At 72.9% G+C, this 19,274-nt stretch carries 20 protein-coding genes; 9 read left to right on the top strand and 11 right to left on the bottom strand.

Annotated elements, in window-relative coordinates:
- Window positions 1-193 precede the first annotated feature (193 nt).
- Entirely contained in the window at window positions 194-1,426 is a 1,233-nt protein-coding gene (locus tag LXM90_RS28955; RefSeq protein WP_020094864.1) for a DUF3095 domain-containing protein, read from the top strand.
- Here LXM90_RS28955 and LXM90_RS28950 read toward each other — a convergent pair.
- The 9 genes from LXM90_RS28950 to LXM90_RS28910 form a co-directional block, all read right to left on the bottom strand.
- Window positions 1,411-3,237, bottom strand: coding sequence for an SDR family oxidoreductase (locus tag LXM90_RS28950; RefSeq protein ID WP_020094865.1), 1,827 nt, complete (start codon window positions 3,235-3,237; stop codon window positions 1,411-1,413). The genes LXM90_RS28955 and LXM90_RS28950 overlap by 16 nt on opposite strands.
- Window positions 3,234-3,953 carry a DUF4166 domain-containing protein gene (locus tag LXM90_RS28945; RefSeq protein ID WP_083916192.1) on the bottom strand — a complete coding sequence of 240 codons (720 nt, stop codon included), beginning with the start codon at window positions 3,951-3,953 and terminating at the stop codon, window positions 3,234-3,236. The genes LXM90_RS28950 and LXM90_RS28945 overlap by 4 nt, the downstream gene beginning before the upstream one ends.
- A 56-nt stretch (window positions 3,954-4,009) precedes the next feature.
- A complete protein-coding gene (locus LXM90_RS28940; protein WP_026605207.1) occupies window positions 4,010-4,567 on the bottom strand; it encodes a GbsR/MarR family transcriptional regulator in 558 nt (185 codons plus the stop codon).
- A 237-nt stretch (window positions 4,568-4,804) separates the two neighbouring features.
- A complete protein-coding gene (locus LXM90_RS28935; protein ID WP_020094868.1) occupies window positions 4,805-5,197 on the bottom strand; it encodes a DUF305 domain-containing protein in 393 nt (130 codons plus the stop codon).
- A 22-nt stretch (window positions 5,198-5,219) separates the two neighbouring features.
- The gene (locus LXM90_RS28930; protein WP_020094869.1) at window positions 5,220-5,585 is read right to left on the bottom strand and encodes a hypothetical protein; all 366 of its coding nucleotides are present in this window, start codon (window positions 5,583-5,585) and stop codon (window positions 5,220-5,222) included.
- Between the two features lie 60 nt (window positions 5,586-5,645).
- On the bottom strand, window positions 5,646-8,795 hold the full coding sequence (locus LXM90_RS28925) for an efflux RND transporter permease subunit (RefSeq protein WP_103985129.1): 3,150 nt from the start codon (window positions 8,793-8,795) through the stop codon (window positions 5,646-5,648).
- A gap of 11 nt (window positions 8,796-8,806) precedes the next feature.
- The gene (locus LXM90_RS28920) at window positions 8,807-10,534 is read right to left on the bottom strand and encodes an efflux RND transporter periplasmic adaptor subunit (protein WP_103985130.1); all 1,728 of its coding nucleotides are present in this window, start codon (window positions 10,532-10,534) and stop codon (window positions 8,807-8,809) included.
- Window positions 10,535-10,620: 86 nt separating this feature from the next.
- On the bottom strand, window positions 10,621-11,070 hold the full coding sequence (locus tag LXM90_RS28915) for a hypothetical protein (protein ID WP_020094872.1): 450 nt from the start codon (window positions 11,068-11,070) through the stop codon (window positions 10,621-10,623).
- Window positions 11,067-11,339 (bottom strand): hypothetical protein, encoded by a 273-nt coding sequence (locus LXM90_RS28910; RefSeq protein ID WP_234083287.1) that lies wholly within the window; start codon window positions 11,337-11,339, stop codon window positions 11,067-11,069. Before LXM90_RS28910 ends, LXM90_RS28915 begins: the two co-directional genes overlap by 4 nt.
- Window positions 11,340-11,781: 442 nt before the next feature.
- Between LXM90_RS28910 and chrA the strand changes: the two genes are divergently transcribed.
- Window positions 11,782-13,026, top strand: a complete 1,245-nt coding sequence (chrA, locus tag LXM90_RS28905) for a chromate efflux transporter (RefSeq protein ID WP_419149874.1) — start codon at window positions 11,782-11,784, stop codon at window positions 13,024-13,026.
- Window positions 13,027-13,433: 407 nt separating this feature from the next.
- Here chrA and LXM90_RS28900 read toward each other — a convergent pair whose 3' ends face one another.
- Window positions 13,434-13,739, bottom strand: coding sequence for a hypothetical protein (locus LXM90_RS28900; RefSeq protein WP_234083284.1), 306 nt, complete (start codon window positions 13,737-13,739; stop codon window positions 13,434-13,436).
- A 313-nt stretch (window positions 13,740-14,052) separates the two neighbouring features.
- Between LXM90_RS28900 and LXM90_RS28895 the strand changes: the two genes are divergently transcribed.
- Entirely contained in the window at window positions 14,053-15,492 is a 1,440-nt protein-coding gene (locus tag LXM90_RS28895; protein WP_234083283.1) for a carotenoid oxygenase family protein, read from the top strand.
- Between the two features lie 41 nt (window positions 15,493-15,533).
- On the opposite strand, the gene LXM90_RS28890 is transcribed toward LXM90_RS28895, so the two are convergent.
- Window positions 15,534-16,169 (bottom strand): class I SAM-dependent methyltransferase, encoded by a 636-nt coding sequence (locus tag LXM90_RS28890; protein ID WP_020094876.1) that lies wholly within the window; start codon window positions 16,167-16,169, stop codon window positions 15,534-15,536.
- Window positions 16,170-16,719: 550 nt separating this feature from the next.
- Between LXM90_RS28890 and LXM90_RS28885 the strand changes: the two genes are divergently transcribed.
- The 6 genes from LXM90_RS28885 to LXM90_RS28860 all read left to right on the top strand — a co-directional run bounded on the left by LXM90_RS28885 (window position 16,720) and on the right by LXM90_RS28860 (window position 19,232).
- A complete protein-coding gene (locus LXM90_RS28885; protein ID WP_012329763.1) occupies window positions 16,720-16,929 on the top strand; it encodes a cold-shock protein in 210 nt (69 codons plus the stop codon).
- Between the two features lie 116 nt (window positions 16,930-17,045).
- Window positions 17,046-17,399: a DUF6481 family protein gene (locus tag LXM90_RS28880; RefSeq protein WP_234083281.1), complete on the top strand. Its 354-nt coding sequence runs from the start codon at window positions 17,046-17,048 to the stop codon at window positions 17,397-17,399.
- A gap of 54 nt (window positions 17,400-17,453) precedes the next feature.
- Window positions 17,454-17,648, top strand: a complete 195-nt coding sequence (locus LXM90_RS28875; protein ID WP_020094878.1) for a hypothetical protein — start codon at window positions 17,454-17,456, stop codon at window positions 17,646-17,648.
- A 118-nt stretch (window positions 17,649-17,766) separates the two neighbouring features.
- Window positions 17,767-18,042, top strand: a complete 276-nt coding sequence (locus LXM90_RS28870) for a hypothetical protein (protein WP_020094879.1) — start codon at window positions 17,767-17,769, stop codon at window positions 18,040-18,042.
- Between the two features lie 196 nt (window positions 18,043-18,238).
- Complete coding sequence (locus tag LXM90_RS28865; protein WP_020094880.1) at window positions 18,239-18,457, top strand: hypothetical protein; 219 nt, start codon at window positions 18,239-18,241, stop codon at window positions 18,455-18,457.
- A 430-nt stretch (window positions 18,458-18,887) separates the two neighbouring features.
- The gene (locus LXM90_RS28860; protein WP_132368237.1) at window positions 18,888-19,232 is read left to right on the top strand and encodes a hypothetical protein; all 345 of its coding nucleotides are present in this window, start codon (window positions 18,888-18,890) and stop codon (window positions 19,230-19,232) included.
- The last annotated feature ends 42 nt before the right edge of the window (window positions 19,233-19,274 follow it).

The raw sequence follows: 19,274 nt of genomic DNA, 5'->3' as shown, positions 1-19,274 counted from the left end.
GACTCTCGTGATCCGAGCCGCATCGGCCGCGGATCGAGCGACAGCTCGTAGCGGCCGCGAATTCGGACCTCACGTGCCGCCCTCGCTTGAGGGCGGCACGTGGGCGTGGTGAGGGTTGTCTCACCGAGGATGGTATCGGTGACGCGATCCGGGCGCGTCACGGCGCCCTGGCGCTGCGCCGAGGAGCAGGGCGATGGCGGTGGGGACATCGATGGGTGCAGGTCAGGAACGCGAACCGGCGACACGCCGCGCGGCCCCGGATTTCTACGACAGCCTGCCCCGGTTCACCGCCTTCTCCAGCCTCATGGATCCAGGCCTCTACCGGCCCCTGCCCGCGGATTGGTGGCTCGGCGTGGCCGATGTCGTCGGTTCTCGGCAGCAGATCGGGCTTGGCCGCTACAAGGCGGTGAATGCGGCCGGCGCAGCCATCATCACGGCGGTCTCCAACGCACTCGGCCGGCGCGAATTCCCCTTCGTCTTCGGCGGCGACGGGGCCAGTTTCGCCGTCGCCCCGGACAACGCGGACGCCGCGAGAGACGCGCTGGCGGCGACGGCCAGCTGGGTCCGCGAGGCGCTGCAACTGGAGCTGCGCACCGCTCTCGTGCCGGTCTCGGCCGTGCGCGATCGCGCGCTCGACGTGCGCGTGGCGCGCTACGCGCCCAGCGCCCACGTTTCCTATGCCATGTTCAGCGGAGGTGGGCTGCCCTGGGCAGAGGCGGCCATGAAGGCCGGCGACCACGCTATCGCACCGGCCGAGGCCGGCACCCAGCCCGACCTGACCGGCCTCTCCTGCCGCTGGCAGGAGATCCGTCCCCGGCACGAGCTGATGCTCTCGCTCATGCTCGTGCCCCAGCACAGCGGCGACGCGCCGGCCTTCCGGCAACTCGTGCAGGAGCTCCTGCAGAGGCTCGAGATCAGCGCCGAGGTCGCGCGCCCGATGCAGGACGCGGGACCGGAGATGCGCGGACCGTGGGCGGGACTGGACCTCGAACTGCGCGCGATGCCGGGCTCTCGCAGGAGCCGCTTCTGGGCCAAGTTCCGCCTCGCGGCGCGATCGATACCGGAATACCTGATCTACCGCACAGGCGCGCGGGTCGGCGCGTTCGATCCCGCCGTTCTGCGGCGCGAGATCGTGGGCAACACAGATTTCCGCAAGTACGATGACGCGCTGCGGATGACGCTGGATTGCACCCGCGCCTTCGCCGATCGACTCGAGGCGGAGCTCGCCGGCGCGGAGGCGCAGGGGATCTGCCATTTCGGCCTGCAGCGCCAATCGGCTGCGCAGTTGACCTGCATCAGCCCTCCGGTCCCCGGCAGCGGGCACATGCATTTCATCGACGGTGCCGGTGGCGGCTATGCCGCGGCGGCCGCGAATCTGAAGGGTCGCGCGGCCGATGGCGGTGCCTCGGCTCAGACCCGCCCGTGACGCGGCTCGGGACCGTGCCCGCTGCGGGACGGGGCGTGGGCGCGCGATGACGGGATCGGCAGGGCCGTTACCGGCCCGGGATCCCCGCCGGGTGGCCGGGATGGGCCCTGTGCCGGATGTCCGCTCCGAGGCGGCGCGGCCGGCTCTGCGCCCGGGACGAAGCCGGATCGACGGCCCGCGCGATCGTCCGTGTCGAGCCAGCCGCGGTAATGCACCACCAGCCCCACGCGTGGCAGGACGATCGAGACGTCGAAGCGGAACAACCCCGCCTCCTCCCACTCCCGGGCGGCGGTACGGGGTGCGAGCGCCAGCGGCAGGGGCAGCCGCGCAACGGACCAGCCGCGCAGCACCATGCGCAGGCCGCCGCCCTCGGGCGCGAGGTCGAACCTGAAGCGGAGCGGGCCGAACCGCTCCACGACGCAGCCGCGCTCTTCGGAGAACGCGCTCGTGAACCGGCGACCGGAGAACGCGCGCGTCCAGCGCTCCACCCCGCGCGTCTCGCTGAAGCCGACGTGGAGATCGTGCGCGCCCGCGACCGGCAATCCGAGGAGCGCCGCGAGGCCGCGCGCGACAGGGTGGCGGCCCCGTCGCACGACGGCGCGGCCGTGCGCCCCCGCCTCGCGCAGCACGCCGTGCAGGGCCGCGACGCGCGGCGCGAGTTCGGCGAAGCGCGGACCCAGGACGCGCGCGTAGAGCGCATCGGCCTGTCCCGACTCCCGCACGTCGTGGCGGATCGACAGGCGCGCGAAGCTCGGCTCGAAATCGGACAGGTCGAGCGCGGTCCCGGCGTCGCGCGCCCCGGGCGCGATCGCACCGTCCAGGATCCGCTCGGCCAGGATCGCCGCCGGCAGCACCGGGATCTCCGGGCCATGACCGTCGGCCGCCAGGAGGGTCCAGCGCCGTTCGACGCGGCGCCCTGCGGCGGTGCCGAACATCCGGACGACCATGCCGGACCGATCCGAGCCCCAGCGCGCGGTCAGCCGCTGCGCCAGGAGAAGCCCGCGCGCGAGCCCCTGCAGGGAGGGGATCCAGCCCCAGCGCACCGGCCAGCTCGCGCACCAGAGGCCGATCGTCTGCACCGCGAGTTCGGTCCCGGCCCTGAAGCTGACCGCCGGCCGGCCGGGAAGCCGATCGGGCAGGAGGTCGAGGTCCGGGACGTCCGCCAGGGCCAGCCAGCGGCGGCCGAGGGACGCGCCGTCGGACAGGGCGAAGCGCTCGCGCCGCAACGCCTGCCAGCCAACAGCCGCCGACCAGCGCTGTCCGCGCCAGAGCCGGATCGGCCGGCCCACGTAGCTCAGGATGGCCGCGGCGACCGACGTCCCGGCGGTCGCGCGGTTCGAGGCGCTGATCGCGATCTCCACGGCGGTGACCGCCTCCATCCCCTGCGCCAAGTGCCGGGCGACGGCACCGGACAGGGCGGGGACGCTCGATGCACCGGAGAGGATCGCGACGCCGGCCGCGCGTGCGGCGGCGTCGAGCTGGCCGATGCCGGTCACGAACGCCCGGCCGTCCGCGAGATCGAGGTACGGGATCGCCGCGGCGATACAGGCCCGGGGCAGAGCGTAGCCGCTGCCCTGGAAGGGGCCGGCCGCATCGATCACGAGGTCGGGACGGACGCGTTCCAGCAGCGGCGCGACGGCACCGTTGCGGTCGGCCTGAAGGGGACGGCACGGAGGATTGGCCGCGCAGAACGCCTCGGCCCGCGCCAGGCGGCGGCCGGCGACGACCACGTCGTGACCGGCCTCCGCGAGCCGCCGCGACAGGCGAGCCCCGAAGCCGCCGTACCCGCCGAAGACCAGGATCGTGCTCACGCCGCCTCTCCCTGCCCCGCCGGCTCGGCGTCCTGGAAGACCGCTTCCTGGTGGATCAGCCGCCCGAACCAGGGGTGGGCGATGTCGAGGATGAAGCGGAAGGCGCCCGGCGTCGCGTCACCGCCGGCATCGGCGTGGGTGACGGTGAGCGCGCCGGGGGTGAGCCAGCCCGGCAGGTGCAGGCGGCGCCCCAGGCAGGCGACGAAGTAGCGGTGGCTGCGAAACGTCAGCGCCCCGTCCTCGACCGCCACCGTGAGGCTCATGCCGACGCCGGCGCCGACATGCTCCTCCAGGCCGGTGGGACCGGCGAAGCGCTTGGCCGAGTGGATCACCTGCGGGAAGCCGGAGGCGCGGGCGTACAGCCGCGTCCAGACCTGACCGCCGCCATCCGGGTCCTCGGTGACGGTGACGACGCCGGCGCGGCCGGTCTGGCGTTCCAGAGGCAGCGGGCCGCCGACCAGCCGCGTCGCCTGCGCGACGAGCCAGCCGAAGCGGCTGACATCCATCGCGACGACGTGGCCGACATAGACCGCGCTCGCTCCCTGCGCGAGCCGCTTCCCGAAGCGGCGGCGCACGGCCGGCGACAGGCTCGCCCATGCGCGTTCCGGGATCAGGGCCCGGAAGCGCAGGTCCAGAAGGTCGCCCGGCTCGGTGAGCGACCGGGCGGGGGAGAACGCGCGGGACGGCCCCGCATCGGCTCGACGGACATGTCCCATCGCGGTCACCTGGGCCCCTCGATCGGTTCGGCTCCCTGAAGACGACCCTCGGATCGTCACTCAGCCTTGGCCGGCAGGAACTTCACGATCCGGCCGCCCAGCCGGATGAGCTTGGCCAGCGTGCCCCGGGGCACGTTGAGCATCTGGCCGTACCAGCGCTCCATCGACTCAGTGAAGTCGAGCATCGCGCGCAGGCGCCGCTTGGCGACCGCCCCGAGCGCCGGGTCCGCGTCCGCTTCGGCGACGCAGGCGCGCAAGGCCGCGATGGCGGGATCGATCTCGCGCTCCTTGCGGCCGGCGGCGATGCGCGTGACCATCTCCCAGAGGTCGGTCTCGGCGGCGAAGTGGTCGCGGCGCTCGCCCATCACGGGCACGCGGCGGATCAGGTTCCAGCCGAGCAGCTCGCGCAGGGAATTCGAGACGTTCGACCGCGCGATGCCGAGCATGCCGGCGATGTCCTCGGCGGCGAGAGGGCGCTCGGAGAGGTAGAGGAGCGCGTGGATCTGCGCGACCGAGCGGTTGACGCCCCACTGGCCGCCCAGATCGCCCCAGTGCAGCACGAAGCGCTCGACCGCGGCCGGCAGGGGACTCGGTATGTCTGTTATTTCTGTCATGACAGAAATAACAGACCAGAACGAACACGCTGTCAAGCGGCCGGGATCGCGGGCTGTCGACGCTCGGCCGGGTCCCGGTCGCGCCGCCAGGGCGGGACCGGGCATCCCGTCCCGCGCCTGACCGGGAACGGCGCCCGCGTCAGGCGCGGGGGCGCCTCGCCCCGCTCCGGCGCCGCGTGAGGCACCTCCATCGGGGCGGGCCGGAACCGCCCCGGTCTCCAGTCCCGGCGCGGGCGGCTACTGGCCGTGCCGCTTCAGCCACGCCTCCATGTCGGAGATCTCCTTCTCCTGATCGTCGATGATCTTCTGCGCCATCGCCTTGGTGGCCGGATCCTTGGCGTGCGTCAGCGCGACCTTGGCCATGGCGACCGCGCCCCTGTGGTGCGGGATCATGTGCCTGCGGAAGTCGACGTCGGCATCGCCGGTATAGGGGACGTCCATGTCCTTCATCATCGCCGTGTCAGCGGCCTTGAACGCCTTGGTCGAGGCGTCGTCCTTCGGGTTCGGCTTCATCGAGCCCATGTCCTTGCCGGACATGGAGCCGTGGTCGTGCATGCCCTGCGCCAGGGCCGCCCCGGCCAGCCCGGTCGACAGCAGGGCGGCGGCGAGAAGGGTGCGGAGGTGCGTCATGGATCGTTCTCTCCCGGTGGGGTCAGTTGAACTTGCCGCTGGCGGTCGCGCCGTCCGGGCCGGTGAGCTGCACCGCGCCCTTGGGGCTCGCGCCGAGCGCGGTCGCGGCCTTGCCGGTCATGCGGTTGCCGTCGGCGGGCTCGAGCGGCACGCGGGTCGGCTTGCCGCCGACGACGAGGATGGCGGTGCCCTTGAAACCGGCGGCCGGGACCGGCTTCTGGCCCTCGTCGGACAGGAACACGTCGACGGCCTCGCCCTTGGCGACGAGCTCGACGTGGAACCTGCCGGCATCCGTCACACGGCCACCGTGCTGGCCGGCGGTCTCGTGGGCGCAGACGGCGGACGCGGCGAGGAGGGCGGCGATCAGGGCCAGTCTCGGTAGGATCATCCCGGTTCTCCTGGGTTGTGCGGGTCAGTCGGGTTGTGCGGGTCAGTCGGGTTGTGCGGGTCAGTAGGCCTCGGCCGGGCGCGGGCGCGCGCCGTCCGGGGATGGGTGGGCCGGCGTGTCGGCGTGGAGGGCGCGCAGCCGCTCCAGGGGCGCGCGGCCGAAGCGCAGGAACAGGACGGGGGTCAGGACGGTGTCGAGCAGCGTCGCGCTGACGAGGCCGCCGAAGATCGTCACCGCCACCGGGTGCAGGATCTCCTTGCCCGGGCTCGCCGGGTCGTAGAGCAGCGGCACCAGCGCGACGCCGGCGGCGAGCGCCGTCATCAGCACCGGGGTGAGCCGCTCCAGGCTGCCGCGCACCACGAGGTCGGGCCCGAACGGCACGCCCTCGTGCAGCGACAGGTTCAGGTAGTGGCTGATCTTCAGGATGCCGTTGCGCGCCGTGATGCCGGTCAGCGTGATGAAGCCGATCATCGACGCCACCGACAGCGGCTGCCCGGCCAGCCACAGGGCGACCACCGAGCCGATCAGCGCCAGGGGCACGTTGCCCATGATGATCAGGGCGAGCGCCGCCGACCTGTAGCGGCTGAACAGGATGGCGAAGACGAGCGCCAAGGACACCGCGGAGAGCACCGCGATGGTCCGGCTGGCCTCCTCCTGCGCCTGGAAGGTCCCCTCCAGGCTGGTGAAGAAGCCCGGTGGCAGCGGCTCCTTCGCCACCGCCTCGCGGATGGCCGCCACGACGGTGGCCATGTCGCGCCCGCCGTCGGTGTTGGCCTGCACCACGATGCGGCGCCGGGCGTTCTCGCGCAGGATCTGGTTCGGCCCGTCCGTCTCGCGGATGTCGGCCACCTGGCGCGCCGGCACCCAGCCCGAGGGCGTCTCCAGAAGGAGGTCGCCCAGGCCCGCGGTGGTCCGGCGGTCCTCGGACAGGCGCAGCACCACGTCGAAGCGGCGCACGCCGTCGACCACCGTCGAGACCACGCGCCCGTTCGAGAGGCGGCTGATCTGCTCGACCACGGCCGCGGGCTGCACCCCGTAGAGGGCCGCCCGCGTGTAGTCGACGCGGACCTCGAGCTGCGGGATGCGGACCTGGCGCTCCACCTGCAGGTCGGCGAGGCCGGGGATCGCCGCCATCCGGTCGCGCAGGGCATTCGCGACCCGCCGCAGGGCGTCGAGATCCTCCCCGTACACCTTGAGCGCGATCTCGGCGCGCACGCCCGAGAGCATGTGGTCGAGCCGGTGCGAGATCGGCTGGGCGACGTTGACGGCGACCGGCAGGGCCGCGAGGCGCCCGCGGATATCGGCGACCAGCGCCTCCTTCGGGCGCTCGGCACCCGCGTCGAGGGCCACCTCAATCTCGGAGGCATGGACGCCCTCGGCGTGCTCGTCGAGTTCGGCCCGCCCGGTCCGGCGGCCCACCGTCCTCACGCCCGGGATGTCGAGCAGCAGCTTCTCGGCGATCAGCCCGACCCGGTTGCTCTCGGCGAGCGAGATGCCCGGGTTGAAGGTCATGTTGACCGTGAACGAGCCCTCGTTGAACGGCGGCAGGAAGGCCCGCGGCAGGGTCCAGGCCGCGACGCCGGCGGCGACCACCGCGACCGCGACCGTGCCGACGAGCAGGCCCTGGTGCCGGAACGCGACCCGCAGCAGGGCGGCGTTGCCGCGTTTGAGCCGCTTCAGGAGTCGGCTGTCGTGCTCCTCCAGCGTCTTCAGGCCGGGCAGCAGCAGGGACGCCAGCACCGGGGTCAGGGTGATGGAGGTGAGCAGGCTCGCCAGGATGGAGATGATGTAGGCCTCGCCCAGCGGGGCGAAGAGGCGACCCTCGATGCCCGAAAGGGCGAAGAGCGGCACGAACACCAGGATGATGATGAGCGTCGCGTAGACGATGCCCGAGCGAACCTCGTTCGAGGCCTCCACCACCACCTGGAGCACGCCTCTCGGGTTGCCCGCCCGCCGGTTGTCGCCGAGCCGTCGGTAGATGTTCTCCACGTCCACCACCGCGTCGTCGACGAGCTCGCCGATGGCGATGGCCAGCCCCCCGAGCGTCATCGTGTTGATGGACAGCCCGAACAGGTGGAACACCGCCGCGGTCGTCAGCACCGAGACCGGGATGGCCAGCAGCGAGATGGCCGTCGTCCGCACGTTCAGCAGGAAGGCCAACAGCACCACCGCCACCACCAGCACGGCCTCGACGAGGACGCGCGCGACGTTGCGGATCGAGGTCTCGATGAAGTCGGCTTGGCGGAACAGGACTCGGTCGGCCCTGATGCCGGACGGCAGGGTCGGGCCCATCTCCTTCAGGGCGGTCTCGATGCTGCGGGTGAGCCGCACCGTGTCGACGTCCGGCTGCTTCTCGACCGAGACGATGACCGCGGGCCTCGCCATGTAGCCGGCGTCGCCGCGCTTGACCTTCGCGGCGAAGGAGACCTCGGCGACCTGCCTCAGGTGGACGGGCGCGTCGTTGACCGTCGCGACCACCAGGCTGCGCAGGTCGTCGAGGCTCATGGTCCGGCCGATGTTCCGGATCAGGTACTCGCGCGCGTTCTGGTCGGTGAAGCCGCCGCCGGCGTTGGTGCCGAACCGGGCGAGCGCCGCCTCGAGCTGCGCGTTCGTGACGGCGAGCGCGCGCATGGCGGCCGGGTTCGGGCTGACCCGGAACTGGCGCACCTCGCCGCCGATGGGGATGACCTGCGCGACGCCCGGGATGGTCAGCAGCCGCGGCCGGATCGTGAAGTCGGCGACCTCGCGCACCTGCATGGGGGTCGCGGTGTCGCCCGTGACCGCCACCAGCAGGATCTGGCCCATGATCGAGGAGATCGGGCCCATGACCGGGGTCACGCTCCGGGGCAGTTGGTCCTGCACCAGGGCGAGGCGCTCCGCGACCTGCTGCCGGTTCCGGTAGATGTCCGTGCCCCAGTCGAACTCGACGTAGGTGATGGACAATCCCACGCCGGAGACCGAGCGCACCCGGGTAACGCCCGGCAGACCGTTCATCCGGGTCTCGATGGGGTAGGTGACGAGCTGCTCGACCTCCTGGGGCGCGTAGCCCTCGGCCTCCGTCATGATGGTGACGGTGGGCTTGTTGAGGTCGGGGAAGACGTCGACGGGCAGCTTGGTGGCGGTGAAGGCGCCGTAGAGCACGAGCACCGCGGCGAGCGCGAGGACGAGCAGGCGGTTGCGGACCGATTGTCCGACGAGGACGGTGAACATCGGCGGATTCCTCAGCGGACCTGGTCGAGGAGTTCGGCGCCCTGCGTCACGACCCGCTTGCCGGGCCCGACCCCCTCCGCCACCAGCACCCGGCCGCCGTCGAGGGGCTCGACGCGGACCGGCCGCGCCTCGAAGCGCTCGGCGGTGGTGTGCTCGTAGACGACGTCCTGCCCGTTCCCCGCGCGCACGACCGCCGCGCGCGGCAGCGCCAGCCCGGCCTGCTCGGTGTCGGTCCCGGCGAGCACGGTGACGAACTGCCCGACCCGCAGGCCCGAGGCGTCGCCCTGGACGGCGAACTGCACCGGGATGGCCTGGTTGCGGTCGGCGAGGCCCGAACCCTGGTAGGCGAGCTTGAGGGTCCGGCCGTCGGCGAGCCGTGCCGTGGCGTCCTGCGCCGCCGCGAGGGCGTCGAAGCTCAGAGCCTCGACCCAGAGGCGGCTCGGATCGACGACCTGGAAGACCATCTGCCCGGGTGTGGCCATCTGACCGGCCACCGCCGCGGCCTGCGCGACGACGCCGTCGACCGGCGCGACGAGCGGTTCCGGCTCACGCCTGATCCTGTCGAGGGCCGTCCGTCGGTCCTGCAGGCCCTTGAGCTCGGCCAGGGCGTCGTCGAGCTGGGTCTGGGCCACGGCGCCGGTCAGGGCGAGCCGCCTGTAGCGGTCGACCCGGCGCTCGACGATGGAGATCTGCTGGTCGAGATCCCCTTGCGTCTGGCGCATGTCGGAGACGTCGACCGCCTGGATCGGCGGTGTGACCGTGGCCAGGATCTCGCCCTTGCGCACCCGCGTGCCGAGGCGCGGGAACAGTCCCGAGGGCGGAGGCGACAGGCGACCGCCGACCGAGGACTGCACGACGCCGCTGGCGTTCGGGTCCGGGATGATGCGGCCGGGCAGCTCGACCGAGCGGTGGAAGCTGCCCCGCTCGGTCACCGTCGTGCGCAGGGCGAGCAGGCGCTGGGTGGGCTTCGGAACGAAGACGGATCCGTCGGGCAGGCGCTGCGCGAGGTCCGACGCGGACGGCGCGGCCGGGCGCGTCCCGGTCAGCGCGGCCCCCCGCACGGGGGCTTCGCGGTCGTCGTCGCCGTGCGCGAAGGCGGCGGTACCCAGAACGAGGGTGATGCCGACGGCGATCAGCGCCGCCGTCGGGACGCCGCGGCGGCCCCGCGCGAGGGCGGTGACGAGGACGCCGAGCAGGAAGGCGACCGCGCCGACCAGGATCGGGTCCCCGGCGCCGAGGCGCTGGCGGACGCCGCGGGCGACCTCCGAGACGCGCGCGAGCGCCGCCCGTGCCGCGGCCGGCTCGGCGGGAATTGCGGCGCCGGCATCGGCCGGCACGGTCACCGTGACCGGCAGCACGTCGACCGCATCGCCGGCGGTGACCGTCGCGACGAGGTCGTGCCGGCCGGCCCTCGACAGCCACGGAGCCGGCAACGTGTAGCCGCCCCCGGGCGTGGCGCTGGCGGTCCTCGGGCCCTCGGGGGTCTCGACCTCGATCATCGCGCCGGTCACCGGCTCGTTCGTCCGGAAGCGGTCGAGGAACAGGGTCAAGGCGCCGTCGCGCGGGATGGCGACCAGCTCGAAGGCGTCGGAGAAGGCCTCGCCGCGCGGGGCGATGGTCTTCGAGACGGGGGGCGGGGCGGCGCCGTGATCGTGGCCCTCGTGGGCGCGGGCGGGCCCCGCCGGGACGGCGGCGAGCAGCGCCACCGCGCCGAGGGCGGCGGCAAGACGGGTCGACATGGAAACGGTATCCTCGCGATGGGGATGCCGGGCGCGGCCACGGGCGGGCGCACCTCGGGCGTCGCGCGCCTCGGGCGCGCCTCATCTCACGCGCGGGTTCGTGGGGGCTCGGGCAGGGCCTCGGGGCCGCGGCCGGTGCGGCCGGCGACGTCGCCCGGGACCAGCGTGACGGCGCCGAACAGGTCCGGCGACAGGCCAGGGGGCCCCCCGAGGACGCCGGTGGCGCAGCAGGCCATCGTCCCGCAACAGCGGGTCTCGCGGCCCGGACGACAGCACCCGTCCTCGGTCGGCTCGACGCGCGCCGCCGCGACGGTGGCGCGGGCGACCTTGGACCATGCCGGCGCCGCCGACCGGGCGGCGGGCGTCACCGGTACGGACGCGGCGACCGGGGCGACCGCCCTCGGCTGCGCCGCGGCCGCGCGGTGGCCGTGGTGGGCATGGCCCTCGTGGGCCTGGGCGGCGGACGGCGCGACGTAGGCGATGATCGCGAGGATCATCGCCGCCATCAGGCGCAGGATCTGCCGGTCCGGGCTCATGGGTACGGGATTACACCGGTTCTGGCGGCGGGACCATGTCCGCGGCCGGAACGTGGACGCCGAAGTGCGATTCCGGTCGCTGCGGCGCCACCTCGGGCCGCCGCGAGCAGGGGCTCGGCCGGGAGGCCGGCCGCGGTGACGCGCTTCGTCGTCAGGTCGACCTCTATGTCGACCTCGATCCGGGCGCCGGGCGCGACGGCCTGCACGGCGCGGGTCACGGACCCGGCGCAGCCGCCGCGCCCCGTCTTCCCGACCTCGAAGCGGACCATGCGGCTCTCCTTCCGACGGCGTCTGGACGAGATGGGGCTTCCCACCGTTGGAAGGTCAAGGTCCGAGGTTTGCCCAGCTTCGCGCCCATCGAAGGCCGAGACTCGTCCGGTGCCATCCCGCCCGGCCGGGATGGTATCCTGCGCCGGTCGTCCCACGCCCGGCCTCGCCGACCTCGAGCGGAGCGGATCAGTCCCGCGAGCGCCCCTGGCCCGCTCCGCCTGTTCGCGAGGACGTGACGGATGCGTTCCTGGCACGACCTCCCGCGAACCGCGGAAACCGGTTGGGTCATCCTGGTGTGCCTGCTGGTAAGCTTGGTATTAGGCTCGGCGGTGTTCCTCCCGGACGGCATCCGGACGCTGCTCGACCCCGAGGTGCCCGGTGCCGGTCGTTGGACGCCAGCCACGCCCGCCCCTTCGCGACACGCCCGGACCCAGGCCGCCCATGACCGACGCCTCATCGTCCGCTGAGCCCGGGCGGCCCGAGTCCGCGTCCGCACGCGCGCCCGGTTCCGTGGGAGAGGTCTTCCGCGCCTTCCTCAAGCTCGGATTGACCGCGTTCGGCGGCCCCATCGCGCACCTGGGCTACTTCCGCGACGAGCTGGTCACCCGGCGCCGATGGCTGGACGAGCGCGGCTATGCCGATCTGGTGGCGCTGTGTCAGTTCCTTCCCGGGCCCGCCTCCAGCCAGGTCGGGTTCTCGCTCGGCGTGCTCCGCGGCGGCGGCCTCCTGGGGGGGCTCGCCGCCTGGGCGGGGTTCACGCTGCCCTCGGCCCTGCTGCTCCTGGCCTTCGCCTACGGCGCCGCGGCCCTGTCGGGTCCGGTCGCCGACGGCGTGATCCACGGTCTCAAGCTCGTCGCCGTGGCGGTCGTCGCGCAGGCGGTCTGGGGGATGGCCCGCTCCCTGGCACCGGACCGGCCGCGCGCCGGCATCGCGGTGGCGGCCCTGTTCCTCACGGTGTTCGTCGCGGGCTCGGTCGGGCAGCTCGGCGCCATCGCCCTCGGTGCCCTCGCCGGGCTCGTCCTCTGCCGGGCGGCACCGCAGGCGCAGGCGGGGCACCTCGCGGTCCCAGTGTCCCGGCGGGCCGGCGCCGCGGCGCTGGTCGCCTTCGCCCTGCTCCTCGTCGTGCCCCATCTGCTCGTCGCCGGCCTGCCATCCCAGGGCCTGGCGCTGTTCGACGCCTTCTACCGCTCCGGCTCCCTGGTGTTCGGCGGCGGCCACGTGGTGCTGCCGCTGCTGCAGGCCGAGGTGGTCGCGCCGGGCTGGGTCGGCCCCGGCACCTTCCTCGCCGGGTACGGCGCCGCCCAGGCCGTGCCCGGCCCGCTGTTCACGTTCGCGGCCTACCTCGGCGCGGTCGTGGGGCCGTCGCCCCACGGCGTGGTCGGCGCGGCCATCGCGTTGGTCGCGATCTTCCTGCCGGGCGTGCTCCTGGTCTACGGCACGCTGCCCTACTGGGACACGTTCCGGACGCGTCCGCTGGCCCAGGCTGCGATGCGCGGGACCAACGCGGCGGTGGTCGGAATCCTCGGTTCCGCGCTCTACGATCCCGTCTGGAGCAGCGCGGTCGGCAACCCGCGCGATTTCGCCGTGGCCGTGCTGGCGTTCGTGCTGCTGACGGTCGGTCGGGTGGCGCCGTGGATCGTCGTCGCGCTCACGGCCCTGGGCGGTGTCGCCCTCGCCTCGCTCTGACCGGAGCCGCCCTGACCCGATCGGCCCGCTCGACCCGGCCGACCTGAACCCGACCGACTTGGACCCGACCGACCTGGACCCGACCGACCTGGACCCGACCGACCTGGACCCGACCGACCTGGACCCGACCGACTTGGACCCGTCCTGGCCGGTGCGAGCGAGAGGATCGGCTTCGACCGAGGGAGCCGGACATGCGGCGCGGTCGGAAGACGAGCGCGGAGCAGGCGGTGCTGACGCTGCGCCGGATCGCGGTGCGGAACGGAACTGCCCCGTCCCCGTCGCGGAGCTTCGCTTCGGCTGCGCGCCCAGACCGGCGGCATCGCCGGCGGCCTCGGCCCCGGCCGCGACGGGCGGGCCCTGTGGGCCTGGAATGCGTCACAGGGCCCGCCACCTTCGAGGCGCCTCGGCTACGGCTTGTTGGCGGGAGCCGGATTCGTCGTCGTGGCCGGAGGCGCAGGGTTCGCCGGCGCCGTGCCGGCGGGAGGCGGAGGCGGCGGGGGGGTCTCGGCCTTCTTCTCGTCCTTGCAGGCCGTGAGCGCGAGCAAGCCGACGAGCGGCAGCAGATAGCGAATTCGCATGAGCGTTCCTCCTGTCTGGGCGATGTAGGCGATGAGGAACGTCACCCGGCCGCTGTTCGATCCAGCGCGCAGCGAGACCGGCCACGCAGCCGATGCCGATTCATCGCGGGTCTCGTCGCGGCGAGGCACGGCCACCGGCCCGATCCCGCGGGCCGGCAGGTCGGAACGACGCGGAGCGGACATCGCGAGAGCCGGCCTCGGGTCGGGAAGAGGCGCGGCGGCAACGTCCGCGACCCTGGAACACCGCGCGGAGGCGGACCGTCGCGAGACCACCCGCATGCGTCACGCGCGCCGCCGCCGGTCGCAGCGGCATCCGGCAGCACGCCGCCTCACCGCTTTCGGCTATACTGCGCCGTGAAGCGCGTGCGGCGGCCTCCGGTGGCGAGGATCCGGACGGCCTCGCGTCGATGTCGCTCCTGCCCGCCGCCCCATCCTGGAAGCGCTGCCGATGCCGAATCGAGTCCAGTCGGCCTTCCGCGCGGCCGCCGAGTTCGGCGTCGGCCTGGTGGCGGCCTGCAACCGGCTGCGGCTGCCCAGGGCGGCGAATCCCTTCGTCGTCGGTGTCCACGCGCCGATGCGCGCGGAGCTGACGCTGGAGAACCTGCCGGTCACCGGGACGATCCCGCCCGGCCTCGACGGCCTCTATCTCAAGATGGGGGCGAACCCCGTCCGCGCGGCGACGCGGGGCCACGACTGGTTCCTCGGCGACGGCATGGTGCACGGTCTCGCGCTCGAGGGCGGCAGGGCGCTGTGGTATCGCAACCGCTGGATCGGCTCGCGCACGGCCGCCGCGGCGCTCGAGCGGCCCGCGGCGCCCGGGCCGCGGCGGGGCGGCAACGACACCGTCAACACCAACGTCGTCGCGATCGGCGACCGGATCTTCGCGGTGGTGGAGGCCGGCAGCTTCCCGGTCGAACTCTCGCCCACCCTGGAGGCGCAGCGCTACAACCCGTTCGACGGGACGCTGGCCGGCTCCTTCAGCGGGCACCCGCACCGCGACCCGCTGACCGGCGAGACGCACGCCGTCGCGTACGACGGCCGCGTCTGGGACAGCGTGCGCCACGTCGTCCTCGCCCCGAGCGGGCGGGTCGTGCGCGATGTGCCGGTCGCGGTCGCGCACGGCCCCTGCATCCACGATTGCGCGATCACGGCGCGCTTCGTGATCGTGCTGGACCTGCCGGTCACGTTCTCGTTCCGGGCCCTGCTCGCCGGGTACCGCTTCCCGTTCCGCTGGAACCCCGGCCACGGGGCCCGTGTCGGCCTCCTCCCGCGTCAGGGCGACGGCGCCGACATCGTCTGGTGCGCCGTCGAGCCCTGCTTCGTGTTCCACACCGCCAACGCCTACGACGACGCGGACGGGCGGGTGATCCTCGATGTCGTCGCCTACGGGACGGTGTTCGCCTCGGCCGGCGGCGGGCTCGACGCGCCGGGCCGGCTCGAGCGCTGGATCATCGACCCGTCGACGGGTCGGGTCGAGCGGCGCGTGATCGACGCGGCGGCGCAGGAATTCCCCCGCATCGATGAGCGGCGCCTCGGGCAGCGCCACCGCTACGTCTACACGGTCAGCGTGCCGGCCGACGGCAACACGCAGCTCGCCGGTGCGACGCAGCTCTACAAGCACGACCTCGAGACGGGCGCGCGCCACATGCACGACTTCGGTCCCGGTCACGTCCCGGGGGAGTTCGTCTTCGTGCCGGCGCGGACCGGGGCCGATGAGGACGAGGGCTGGCTCGTCGGGCTCGTGATCGACACCGCCGGCGACGTGACCGACTTCACCGTCCTCGACGCGCGGGCGTTCGACGCCCCTCCCCTCGCCCGGATCCGCCTCGGGCACCGGATCCCCCCGGGCTTCCACGGCAACTGGTTCCCGGCGCGCGCGCCGGCCTGAGAGACCGGGCGCGGTCCCGGTGACGGCCGAATCCGGACCGATCAGGCCGCGGCGGTCCAGCCGACCACCGCCGTCACGGGGTCGCCGGGCCCTCCCGCGGGCTTGAGGACGCGCCGCTCGACGCGGGCGAAGCCGGCGCGCTGGAGGTACAGGCCGACGAGCTGGGCATGTCCCCCACCGTCGAGGGCACTCCAGATGGCCACCGCCTTGGTCGGGAAGCAGCGGTTCGAGAAGCTGATCACCGCCGGAGCGCCGGGGCGCAGCACGCGCGCGACCTCGGACAGGACGGAGACGGGGCGCTGGAGATACTGGACCGAGACGCAGATCAGCGCGGCGTCGACGCAGGCCGTGTCGAGCGGCAGGCGCGGCTCGGCGTTGAGGTCCTGCACGAAATGCCGGGTCAGGCGCGGGTTGGCGGCGAGTTCGGCGGCGTTCAGGCCGTGACCGGTGACGCTGGCATACGCGACCTCGTCCGGCAGGTGGCTGACCCAGCTCGACATCAGGTCGAGGACGTCGCCGCCCGCCGGCACGATCGCCCTGTAGAGGTCGGTGACCGCCGCGACCGCGGCGGCATCGATATGGGTCACGAAGCGCGGTTGCGCGTAGAAGGCGGGATCGGGATCGCGGTCGTGCTTGGCGAACGCCTCCGGGGGAAAGTCCGGCAGATCCTGGGTCATTGTAGCGCGCTTCCGGATCTGACGGCGCGCCGGCTCCCAGAGCCGGCGCGCGAACCGTGGATTGCGTGCGCGTGTAGAGAGAGCCGGGACGCCCCGCGGCCAGGTGTTCACGTCGCCGCATCCGCGCCATGGCGCGGACGGCATCACGGGTCGGAGCCGACGTTGCCGCCGCTTGTCCGCCCCGCTGGCGCGGCCCTCCTCATCACGCGCGACCGGCCGTCGACACTGCCGGAGATCGGGCGGCCGAACGCGGGACCGCACGGGAACCGGCAAGCCGCTTCGTCCGAGCCGTTCACGGGAAACGCCACGCGAAGTTTCAGGATAAATAATCGCCGCACAAATCGGCGTGAAACGCGCAATTTCTCAATGTACTTGTCATCGACACGTCGATGGCGTACAGATATGAAATCGATTTTTGGCCAGGTATCCGGCCGTATCGCCTCAACAGGGCGAGCGTTCTGCATCTCTCCCATTTTCGACATCCGGCGACCGGGCGCGTGTGATCCATGCGCCCGCCCTATCTATTTGCCTTCACTGACATGGAATACCTATGACCATCGGCACCGTTAAATGGTTCAACGACACCAAGGGCTTCGGCTTCATCCAGCCGGATGACGGCGGCAAGGACGTGTTCGTCCACATCTCGGCCGTCGAGCGCGCCGGCATGCAAGGCCTGAACGAGGGCCAGAAGGTCTCCTACGAGATGGAGACCGACCGGAGGACCGGCAAGCAGTCGGCCGGCAGCCTTCAGGCGGCCTGAGTCTCACGCGTCCACTCGTGACGCGCTTCGAAGCCGTTCCTACGCGGAGCGGCTTCATCCATGTCTCGCCACCGGGGGCTGACGTCCGGTGCGCCCACGGAGAGTTCGTGAAGCCTTTGAAAACCGATCACCTCGTCGATCGTCTCGCGGAGACGGCCAGAGCGCGGCAGGCCACACTGGCCCGGTTCCGGGCACGCCCGGCGGCCGATGATCCGGTCGTCCTCGCTCGGCAAGCCGCGCGGCGCGCGGTCGTCCAGGCCCGGGACCTGCGGGCGACCGAACGGGAAGCCGTTCGTCTGGCCGCCGAGATCGAGCGTGAGGCTGAGGTCCAGGCCGCGCAGGCCCGCGCCGAGGCCGAGTCCGACCGTCTGGCCGCCGAGAAGGCGGAGCAGCAGGTTGCCCGCGCCGCCGAACATAAGGCGGCACGCGACGCGCGATTCGCGGCCCGCAAGGCGCGTGCACGCCGCTAGCACGCCGCTAGGCCGAACCCAGCCCGCGCGCGCCATCACTCCGGAGGACGACCCATGTCTCACAAGTTCAAGATCGGCCAGCATGTCCGGCAGCTGGGGATCAGCTACGCTGGCAGTAAGAGCACCGTCGACGGCCTCTTCGAGGTGGTCCGCCTGACGCCGGACGACCGTTCCGGCGAGCCGACTTACCGCATCAAGTCCGCGAGCGGCGAGCGCGCCGTGCGGGAAGGCGAACTCACGCCCGCCTGAACCGTCTCGGGCGGGCGGGAGCGGGGGACGACGCGACGTCCCGTGACGCGCATCCGCCATGGTGCACCGGCCCGGCGGAAGGCGTCCGGATGGACCGAGATCGAGGCCCTTGCGATCCATGACGACGACGAAGGACATCCACCCGGCCGATGCGGCGATGATCGAACCCAATCAGACGGCCTTCATCCTCAAGGTGACGCGGCCCGACGACGCGGAGCTGTCGGGCCGATTGGTCATGTTCTACGCCGCGATTACCACCTCGGAGGACGAGGCGCTGGCCATCGTGCGCCGCGCGGTGAAAGCCGATGCGGAGGTCGAGCCGACGGGCGTCCGCCTCTCTCAGCAGACCGCCAGCGCACTCGATCTGGAAGCGGGCCTCGCGCGGGCGCTCTGACACGGCGGCCCCCTGGCCCGGCCACACCGCGGGATCGCGCGGAGAAGCCGAAGTGCGACCCTCGTGACCCACGAGGTCTTCCAGCCGCGCCGATCCCCCGAGCCGATCTGCGGCCGCGACCGGGGTCACGGCCGCGTTGGACCTCCGGGCAGGACAGCGCGTTGTGGCAGGCGGCGGTGAGCGGAGGACGTCTGCCATGAACATCGAACGCTTCGCGGAAACCGAGACGACGCTCGCCGTCGCGGACCGCCTCTGGCGCGCCGAGATGCGTCGCGCCTTCGGACCCGATGCGGTCCTGCTCCACGGCTTCGGCGCGGAGCGTCAGGGCGCACCGGGCACGCGGTTGCGCACGGCCTTCGAGGCGAGACGGAGCGCGATCGCGGCGTGGCGGCACGCGCGGCGCCCGGCCGCCTGAGCCACCCGCCTGCGGGATCGGGCGCCGCTTGGCACGGCCCGTCGTCGAAGCGCCCGGCACGCGCCGGGAAGACGCCGTTCCTGGCGCGCAGCACCCGCCGCCCTCTCGGTCCGGCCCGATCGCGGAGCGGCATCCCGGACGGGGGACGTGAACAGCGGCCGCCGGCACGGTATGAGGGCGATGCGGCTCCGCGGGCTGTGCAGCGACCGACGGTTGCGCAGCCCCCTCGCCTCTCCGAGATCAGCACCATCGCCGCCGCACGACGGCAATCGAGGACAGACCGATCGCAAGCGAAGCACGAGCCCGCGGCGTCCCGAGCCGGGATGCCCCGCGCGTTCCCGAGCGCACCGTCCCCGACCGGTCATGCGGTTCCTGCACGGTGTGCTGCCGTGCTCTGGCGATCCCTGCCCTCGACAAGCCGGCAGGGATCGTGTGCCGGCACAACACCGGAACGGGCTGCGGGATCTACAGCGAACGCCCGGAGGCCTGTGCCCGGTGGTACTGCCTCTGGCGCAAGATCGACGTCCTGCCCGACGCGCTCAGGCCCGATCGATCGGGCGTGATGTTCTCACTGGATATCCGCTCGCCCGCGGCCGCTGTGGCGGATGCGGTCTGCATCGTCGGGCGTGCAGTCGAGGGCGTGCACGCCTTCGACCGGCCGGACGTGATCGAGGCGTTCGCCATGTTCGTGCGCGAGGGCTCCTGGCCCGTGTGGCAGGCGACCGAACACGACACGACCCTGGTGCATCCGGGTCCGCAGATTTCTCCGCCGTGACCGTCGGCTGTGCGGGCACGGCCGGGTGCCGGGACGCGCGAC

The sequence above is a fragment of the Methylobacterium oryzae genome (assembly GCF_021398735.1).
Taxonomy (GTDB): domain Bacteria; phylum Pseudomonadota; class Alphaproteobacteria; order Rhizobiales; family Beijerinckiaceae; genus Methylobacterium.
Note: the sequence above shows the minus strand (reverse complement) of the source record. Positions and strands in the feature narration are given on the sequence as shown.